This is a genomic window from Rhodococcus sp. (in: high G+C Gram-positive bacteria) (genome assembly GCF_049286785.1).
Classification (GTDB): domain Bacteria; phylum Actinomycetota; class Actinomycetes; order Mycobacteriales; family Mycobacteriaceae; genus Rhodococcus_F.
Genome location: NZ_JBAQEO010000764.1, coordinates 1 through 8,670, shown reverse-complemented (window position 1 = coordinate 8,670; position 8,670 = coordinate 1). Strand labels below are relative to the sequence as shown.

Below are 8,670 nucleotides of genomic sequence, written 5' to 3'. Positions count from 1 at the left end.
CGCTTGGCCATCGCGCACAGTTCGACAACATCCGGCGCGCCCTCCTCGAGCGCGGCCGCCGCCCGCCACAGCAGTGTGCGCGCCGCCTCGAGTTCCGTCCGCATGTCGGCGAGCTGAAACTGCAGTGCCTGCGAATCCAGCAACGCCGAGCCGAATGCCTTACGGTCCGCGAGGTAGTCGACGGTCTTGTCGAGTGCCGCCTGGGCGCCCCCGACCGAGCAGGCCGCGATGTTGAGCCGGCCGCCGTTGAGACCGAGCATGGCGATCCGGAAACCACCGCCCTCGACGCCGAGCAGGTTGGCGGCAGGCACGCGCACGTCCTCGAAGATCACCTGCCGGGTGGGCTGAGCGTTCCAGCCCATCTTGATCTCGTTGGCGCCGAACGACAGACCCGCGGAATCCTTGGGGACGATGAACGCCGAGATTCCCTTCGGACCGCTCGCCCCGGTACGGGCCATCACGAGGTAGACATCGGAAACACCCGCACCGGAGATGAACTGCTTGACCCCGTTCAGCACGTAGTCGTCGCCGTCACGAACCGCCTTGGTGCTGAGCGCCGCCGCGTCCGAGCCGGCTCCGGGCTCGGTGAGGCAGTAGCTGCCCAGTTGGTCCATCGAGCACAGCCCGGGCACCCACTGGTGCCGCTGCTGGTCGCTGCCGAACTTGTCGATCATCCACGTCACCATGTTGTGGATGGAAATGTAGGCGGAGATCGACGGATCACCCTTGGCGAGTTCCTCGAAGATCCGCGCGGCGTCGACCCGGGTCAGTTCGGAACCACCCACATCCTCCCGGATGTAGATTCCGCCCATTCCCAGCGACGCCGCCTTGCGGAGGACGTCCACCGGGAAGTGTTTGGTCTGATCCCATTCCACGGCATGCGGGGCGAGATGCTCCGCCGCGAAGTCACGCGCGGTGTCCCGGATCGCCCGCTCGTCATCGGTCAAGGTGAACATGAAAGATCCGTTCAGTTCATCGTGGGGATGACGAAGTGGTTGGTTTCTTCCTTCTTGCCGGAAGGCCAACGCTGCGTCACGGTCTTGGTCTTGGTGTAGAACCGGAAGGAGTCGGGGCCGTGCTGGTTGAGGTCACCGAAACCGGACCGCTTCCAGCCACCGAAGGTGTGGTACGCGATCGGGACGGGAATCGGCACGTTGACGCCGACCATGCCGACATTGACGCGGTGCGTGAAATCGCGGGCCGTATCGCCGTCGCGGGTGAAGATCGCGACACCGTTGCCGTACTCGTGCTCGCTGGGCAGCCGCAGAGCCTCCTCGTAGTCGGCGGCGCGGGTCACCAGCAGGACGGGCCCGAAGATCTCTTCCTTGTAAATCCGCATCTCGGGCGTCACCTTGTCGAACAGGGTCGCGCCGGCGAAGAAGCCGTCCTCGTGACCTTCGAGGGTGAAACCACGGCCGTCCACCACTGCCTCGGCGCCCTCGTCGATGCCGATCTGGATGTATTCGTCGACTCGTGCGGCGGCATCCTTGCTGACCAGCGGACCGAAGTCGGCGGTCTCGTCGTCACTGCGGCCGATCTTCAGCTTGGCGACCCGCTCGGTGAGCTTCGCGACCAGTGCGTCGGCGGTCTCCTCGCCGACGGGGACGGCGACGGAGATCGCCATGCAGCGCTCGCCCGCGGAGCCGTAGCCGGCGCCGATCAGCGCGTCGGCCACCTCGTCGAGGTCGGCATCGGGCATCACGATGGCGTGGTTCTTGGCCCCGCCGAAGCACTGGGCGCGCTTGCCGTGCGCAGCCGCCGTCTCATAGATGTACTGCGCGATGGGCGTGGAGCCGACGAAGCCGACCGCCTTGACCCGGTCGTCGGTGAGCAGGACGTCCACGACTTCCTTGTCACCGTTGACCACGTTGAACACACCAGCGGGCAGCCCGGCCTCGAGGAACAACTCGGCCAGCCGAAGCGGCACCGAGGGGTCGCGCTCGGAGGGCTTGAGGATGAAGGCGTTACCCGTGGCGAGAGCCGGTCCGGCCTTCCACAACGGAATCATGGCCGGGAAGTTGAAGGGGGTGATGCCGGCGACCACGCCGAGGGGCTGACGCATGGAGTAGACATCGATGCCGGTGCCCGCGGAAGCGGTGAACTCACCCTTGAGCTGGTGCGGCGCGCCGACGGCGAACTCGATGACCTCGAGGCCGCGCTGGATGTCGCCCTTGGAGTCGGCGATGGTCTTGCCGTGCTCGGAAGACAGCAGCCGCGCCAGCGAATCCATCTCTTCCTGCGCCAACTGCAGGAACTTCATCAGGACACGCGCACGCTTCTGCGGATTGAACGCTGCCCACTCGCGCTGCGCGTCGACTGCGTTCGCGATGATCGCCTCGGTCTCTGCCTTGTCGGCAAGCGGGACCCGCGCCTGGACCTGACCGGTGTTGGGGTCGTAGACGTCGCCGAACCGGTTGGAGGCACCGGGTACACGCTTGCCGCCGACGAAGTGAGATAGCTCTTGAACCATTGTGCGAACCCGTTCCTTGCTCGATGATCAGGGACTTCGAAATATATAGCGCATCCTATAGTTGGATGTCCATGTATGTCTAGAATCGTGCATGCCCAGGAGCCCGGTATCACCGGGGGCTCGACTCCAGCGCCCGGAGATATCTCCGCGCCATCAGTTTCTGTACTACCCGGCCCGCGGGGCCACCCAACCGTGTGTACCACCGCCCCGGCCTCGAAAAAGCCGAGATCGTAGCGACGACCGTGCCGTCGTCGCACTGCTCGACGACGAATCTCTCCTCGCCGATCTCGGGATGCCCCTCGAGGGTGCCGTACGCGAATCCCTTCAGACGCGGCTCGTCGACGACGTACACGACCCGGCAACAGATATCCACGCCTATCAGTCCCCTGCCCACATGCAGGTTGACCGTGTTGCCCGCCACCGCGGAAGGCGTGTCCGGCCGCACCGTCAACCCGGCACCGCGGTGCATGTTCCAGGTGAAGAGCGTCTCGACCGCAGCCTCGAACACCTCCGGACCGGCACCGATCGTCTTGTGCTCGCTCAGGTATCGATACCCCTCGGGACACCGACCCTCTCGACTCGCACCCACCTCCGGATAGGTGTATGCGCGCAGGTCACAGGGTGTGCGAATGATGGTCGAATCCTCCCGCTGGACGGCGTTGCCCGGTCCGATCGCGATGCCGACCCAGTCTAGTAGCGCCTGGCGACGCCGGACGGACGATTCTGCAGCAACCTGCCGGCTCCGCCACAGGTCCGGGACAGCCATGCAGAGCAAGCTTCGCAGGTGCCGAGAGCTGGTCGGGAACATCAGCGCAACAGCCGGTAGAGCGCCGTCATCTCCTCCACCGTGGCATTCACTTCCCGTTCGTCCTCGCTGACCGATCGGACGGCCTTGCGCAGCAGCAGGGGGTCGAGATCGTCGATCGCCGGTCTGAACGGGACGTCGGGTAGCGCTGGGAGGCGCGTCGCGTCACCGAACCAATCGCCGGTGTCGGAACCCGACTCCTCACCGCCCACTCGGTCGATCAGCGCCTCCAGCGAGACTCCCCGCAGCGTGAGGATCTCGAGCGGATTCTCGTCGATCCGTTCGGTGGTCAGATACGCGACCGCTGCCGCGTGTTTGCACGGCCAGCCGTCGTCCGGGCACGTGCAGTCGTAGTCCAACGCGGAGGAACCGGACGGGAGAAGGAGTGGTCCGAGAATGTCCGGCACGTCGCCACCGGCCAGCATCGCCAGGCTCCCGGGCTGTCTGCGAACGAGTGCAACCAGTTCGGCGATCTCGGACTCGTCGAGCGGATCGATCGAGACGGTGGCGACGAACGGCTGGAGCTGGCTTCCCTGAACCTCGCCGGTGACCTTCCCGCTGCGGATGTCCAGAGAAATCACCTGGCCGCTACGCGCGTAGCTCCGGCCACGCGACATCCGGCCCTTGTCGGCGACGAATTCGATGATGTCGACCAGTTCCCGTCCCCACCACGTGCGTCCGAATGACCCGCGTTTGGACCGCGCCTCGAGACCGCCGGCCACCGGTCGCCGTTTCGTGTACTGGCCGAAGTACGGGCCGCGTTTTCGCTCGTTCACTCGCCCACTGCCTCGTCTCCGAGTCGCAGCAGCTCGCCGAGTTGCTCGGTGCTCATCTCTGTCACCCAGTTCTCGCCCGTTCCGACAGCGAGATCGGCCAATTCCTGCTTGGTGGCGATCATCGCGTCGATCCGCTCCTCGAGCGTCCCCACACACACCAACTTCCGGACCTGGACGTCGCGGCGCTGACCGATTCGGAAAGCCCGATCCGTGGCCTGGTTCTCCACCGCAGGATTCCACCACCGGTCGAGGTGCACCACATGGTTGGCTGCGGTGAGATTGAGCCCGGTTCCGCCGGCTTTCAGCGACAGCATCATGATCGGCGGACCGTCCTCCGACTGGAAGGCGGCGACCATGTCGTCCCTCTTCTGTTTGGACACACCGCCGTGAAGGAAGGGCACGGGGGTGCCGAACCGCTCCGACAGGTACGGGGTCACGAGATCACCGAATTCACGGAATTGCGTGAACAGCAACGCTTTCTCGTCGTCCGCGAGGACGGACTCGAGGATGTCCTCGACAAGCCCCAGCTTGCCGGAGCGGTGCTGCCCGCGCCGCGTGACGGCCGATCCGTCGCGAAGGAAATGCGCGGGATGATTACACACCTGCTTGAGCTTGGTCAGCGCCGCGAGAACGGCGCCCTTGCGCTTCATTCCCTTCTTGTCCCGGATCTGCTCCATCATGTCGTCGACCACCGCGCGGTACAGCGCGGCCTGTTCGGCGGTGAGATTGGCGCGCACGGTCATCTCGAACTTGTCGGGCAGGTCGGCGATCACGAAAGGGTCCGTCTTGACCCGGCGCAGGATGAACGGAGATGTGACGGCGCGGAGCCTGGCCAGGGCGGTCTCGTCCTTCTCGCGCTCGATCGGCACCACGAAACGCTTGCGGAACATCGCCTCCGACCCCAGGATCCCGGAATTGGCGAAGTCGAGGATGGACCGCAGTTCGTCGAGCCTGTTCTCGACCGGTGTTCCCGTCAGCGCCACCCGGTGCGCGGCCGGGATGCTCCGAGCCGCCCTGGCCTGCGAGGTCTTCGCGTTCTTGATGTGCTGCGCCTCGTCGAGCACCACCCGACGCCACTCCAGCTCCTTTAGTTGCGTAAGGTCGCGGGCCATCAGCGCGTACGTGGTGATCACCAGATCGCTCTGTGCGACTGCCGCGGACAGTTCCTCGCCGTTCAGCCGTTGCGGACCGTGATGCACGAGGACCCGCAGGGTGGGAACAAAACGGGCAGCCTCCCGCTGCCAGTTGCCGACGACCGACATCGGGCACACCAGAAGTGTGGGCGTCGTGGCGTTCTCGTGTGCGAGGAGGGCAAGCAGTTGCAGCGTCTTGCCCAGCCCCATGTCGTCGGCGAGGACGGCGCCGAGTCCGAGCCTGCTCATGAACGCCAGCCACTCGAGACCGCGCTGCTGATAGGGCCTCAGTGTCGCCACCAGGCGTTCCGGGACCGGCACATCCTCGGGGCGAGTGTCGCCGTCGACGAGTGCGGCCGCCCATCCCGTAGCGGTGACCTCCTCCACCGGAAGGTCGGACAGATCGTCGGAAAGGAGATCCTTCAGCAAGTCGACAATGGCCCGATCGCCGCTGCCGTGCCGCTCCGCCACGTAGCGGGCGGCCCGCGACAGTATCTCGGAATCGGCCTGCACCCATTCGCCCCGCAACCGTACGAGGTCGCTCTTCGCGTCGACCAGCCGAGCCATCTCGGCAGCCGTCAACACGGTGTCACCGAGCGCCAGCTCCCAGTTGTACTGCACCAGCTGGTCCTTGCCGACCGACCGGCCCTCCGCGGCAACCGGACTGCCCGGGGCGCTCACCCGCAACCGCATCGACGGCGCTGCAACGCTCCACGCCCGCGGCAGCAGCAGGCTGATGCCCTTCTCCTTCAACGCGGCGGCGCCGTGACCGACGAGATCGATGACCACAGCGGTGGGCAACATCAGGTCGAGACTGTCCGGATCGCTCGGGACATCCTGCAGTCGCGGATAGGCGGCCACCGCCTCCGTCAGCTTGCGGACACCCACCTGGAGAAGACTCGCCTCTACCCGGTGTAGCCGAACAGGCTCGGGCGCCTCTCCGTCCGGACGAAGACACACCTGAAGTCGCCACAGGGCGACATCGGGATCCCATTCGCCCTCCGCGTCCACGTCATCCGGTTCGAGGAGCCGCAGAACCAGCTCCGGCTCGTCCACCGAGAGGCTGTCGCGCCACCGGTCGAGCGCCCCGGACAGCTGCGCGGTGGCGTCGTCGAACGGCGTCCCCTTCCCGAGGGCCTCGACAAGGGGATGCGCCGCGTGCTGCCGGTCCCCGGAAGGACGGCTGTCGAGAACTCGACGGGTGACCGGATCGGTGAGCTCGCTGACGACATCCTCGAGTACCGCACGGGCACTCGTCCCGTACCGCTGGACGGGTGGCATCGCCACCACGAGCTCGGTGAGCCAGGCCCGCTGCCGCTCACCCCCGAGCAGTTGCCATCGAGGCCACCAGGCACCCTCTGCGCGGTGCACCTCCGGCACCACCCGTCCGGCTCGCACCCACCGCTCGATGCCTCGGGCGACATGCGCGAGGTAGAGCAGATCGCCGGAGACCCGCACGTCCCGCGCCGATACCGACAGCAGTAACTCCGCCGCGTCCGGGGGAGCCATCGCCACCGCGGGCCACTCCACGAGTTCGATACCCGACGGCACCGCCATCGGCACCTTCACCCGATGCCGGAACCTGCGCTGCAACACCCCGCCCACCGGATCGGTGGCGCCCTCCGCCGCCGGATCCTGGTTCTCGGCCCACAGCATCAAGCCGGAATCCGGACTCCAGAGGCCATGCAGCATGAGACCATCCAATCAGTCGATACCGACATCGCGGAAATGCCCGGCACGGACGTGTAACCTCCGCGGCCGCCGCGCCGATGAACGGGGTGGCGGCTGTCCATCGAGGTACATGGGGCTACCCGGATCGCTGCCTTTCGGTATCCGCAGTGATCGGAGGAAGAAATGGAAATACTCACACAACTCGTCGGGATTCTCGCGATGTTGATGGAGCTGATGGGAGAAGGCCAGGGAGGTGGACTCGGGACCGGCTCGTTCGGCTCCTGACCGGACCCCCGTGAACGGCTCACCGAATTTCTTCGGTGAGCCGTTCACTGTGCCGAACAGGGCGGAGTGAATATTTCCACCCGCCCGCGTTTCCACCTCGCCCGCGCCGGTGAGGCACTCGAACTCGTGGAGTCGGGACATGCTGGTGGCAAAGTGGTGATCGAAGTCGGCCGGTTCCCGGAGTGACTCGACGGAAGAAGGTCATCAATGATGAGCGATCAGCGACCGGACAGGTCCGAGACGGACCCTCACCCGCCTGCCACGGCGCGGGCACTGATCCTCGAACTCGCCGCCTTCACGGAAGGGCGTCACGCCGCCCTCGCGGAAGAATTCGTCGCGTCGATCACGAGCGAGATCGAAATACTCGGCCGAGATCCCGACCTGCGGCAGCTGTTGACTGCGGGCGTCGAGGAGACCATGGCCATCACCATGCAGATATTCCGTCACGGGACCGATGTCCCCGAGGTCGAGCCGTCCCCCAACACCCTGACCTATGCCCGCCTCTTTGCACAACGTGGCATCCCGATCGCCTCACTCGAACGAGCCTTCCGCCTCTATCAGGACAAATTCCTGCGCTGGTGCGTGGAGGGACTCGCCTCGCTCAGTGACGACAAGACGGACATCACTCAGGCGACGCTGGCGATCATGGCGGTGGTGTCGGAGCATATCGACAAGGTGTCCCAGCAGTTGCTGAGCATCTACGACCGGGAGCGAGAAGCATGGTTGCTCAACCGCAACACCAGTCGGTCCGCGCGAATCGACGACATTCTCGCGGGCCGTCCGGTCGACATCGGAGCAACCGAGAGCACGCTCGGATACCGGCTCGGGCAGCATCATCTGGGCATGATCGTGTGGATCGACCGGAGCGAACCTGCCGACGATCTCCTCGCCCATCTGGAGCGATCGGTGAACGCTCTCGCCGACCAACTCCGGTACAGCAGTGCACCGCCACTGTTCGAGCCGCACGATGAGCGCACCGGTTGGGTATGGCTGCCGCTGGGTAAGCACACAAGGGTCGACGGTTCCGAGTTGGCGGCAGCCGCCGAAGGCTGGGATCACAAGATCAGGGCTGCCATCGGCACACCGCAGGCAGGTGTGGACGGGTTCGTACGCACACACAAGCAGGCCACGCAGGCGCAGCTGGTGGTCGAGGCCTCCCCTCTGAGCGAACCCAGGGTCGTCACCATTCGTGACGTGGGCGCCGTGGCGTTGATGTGTTCCGATCTCGGCGCCACCCGCGCCTGGGTGGGCGACGTTCTCGGTCCGCTGGCCACGGACGACCCGGCATCCGCGCAACTCCGGGAGACCCTCCGGGAGTTCCTCTCGAGCGGCGGGAGCTTCACCACCACGGCGACGACCATGCACATGCACAAGAACTCGGTGGCGTACCGAGTGCACAAGGCCGAAGACCTCCTGGGCCGGAGCGTGCGGGAGCACCGCCTGGAACTCGAAAACGCACTTGCCGCGTGCCGCTGGCTGGGAAGCGGCGTGCTCATTCCCTCGGAAGGCTCGGCAGCGTCGGGCTAACCC

The 8,670-nt window shown here is 65.9% G+C and carries 6 protein-coding genes and 1 pseudogene; 2 read left to right on the top strand and 5 right to left on the bottom strand.

All coding sequences use genetic code 11. From position 1 onward, the window contains the following. The 5 genes from WAW17_RS27615 to WAW17_RS27595 all read right to left on the bottom strand — a co-directional run. Nucleotides 1–956, bottom strand: a 956-nt coding sequence (locus tag WAW17_RS27615; RefSeq protein WP_422336048.1) for an acyl-CoA dehydrogenase family protein, incomplete at its 3' end; no start/stop codon positions are given. Between the two features lie 11 nt (nucleotides 957–967). Beyond that, entirely contained in the window at nucleotides 968–2,470 is a 1,503-nt protein-coding gene (locus WAW17_RS27610; RefSeq protein ID WP_422336047.1) for a CoA-acylating methylmalonate-semialdehyde dehydrogenase, read from the bottom strand. Nucleotides 2,471–2,579: 109 nt separating this feature from the next. Then, nucleotides 2,580–3,236, bottom strand: coding sequence for a DUF1990 family protein (locus tag WAW17_RS27605; protein WP_422336046.1), 657 nt, complete (start codon nucleotides 3,234–3,236; stop codon nucleotides 2,580–2,582). Between the two features lie 41 nt (nucleotides 3,237–3,277). Beyond that, nucleotides 3,278–4,051 (bottom strand): SWIM zinc finger family protein, encoded by a 774-nt coding sequence (locus WAW17_RS27600; RefSeq protein ID WP_422336045.1) that lies wholly within the window; start codon nucleotides 4,049–4,051, stop codon nucleotides 3,278–3,280. Continuing rightward, entirely contained in the window at nucleotides 4,048–6,876 is a 2,829-nt protein-coding gene (locus WAW17_RS27595; protein ID WP_422336044.1) for a DEAD/DEAH box helicase, read from the bottom strand. The genes WAW17_RS27600 and WAW17_RS27595 overlap by 4 nt, the downstream gene beginning before the upstream one ends. A gap of 327 nt (nucleotides 6,877–7,203) precedes the next feature. Between WAW17_RS27595 and WAW17_RS27590 the strand changes: the two are divergent. Beyond that, a pseudogene (locus WAW17_RS27590) lies at nucleotides 7,204–7,326 on the top strand (hypothetical protein); the annotation flags it as partial. A 24-nt stretch (nucleotides 7,327–7,350) separates the two neighbouring features. Beyond that, nucleotides 7,351–8,667: a PucR family transcriptional regulator gene (locus WAW17_RS27585; protein WP_422336043.1), complete on the top strand. Its 1,317-nt coding sequence runs from the start codon at nucleotides 7,351–7,353 to the stop codon at nucleotides 8,665–8,667. Nucleotides 8,668–8,670: the final 3 nt, after the last annotated feature.

Bases quoted from the DNA above. Each gene is read 5' to 3' on its own strand.
- WAW17_RS27595 (WP_422336044.1), bottom strand. From the start codon at position 6,876: ATGCTGCATGGCCTCTGGAGTCCGGATTCCGGCTTGATGCTGTGGGCC.
- WAW17_RS27610 (WP_422336047.1), bottom strand. From the start codon at position 2,470: ATGGTTCAAGAGCTATCTCACTTCGTCGGCGGCAAGCGTGTACCCGGT.
- WAW17_RS27585 (WP_422336043.1), top strand. From the start codon at position 7,351: ATGAGCGATCAGCGACCGGACAGGTCCGAGACGGACCCTCACCCGCCT.
- WAW17_RS27605 (WP_422336046.1), bottom strand. From the start codon at position 3,236: ATGGCTGTCCCGGACCTGTGGCGGAGCCGGCAGGTTGCTGCAGAATCG.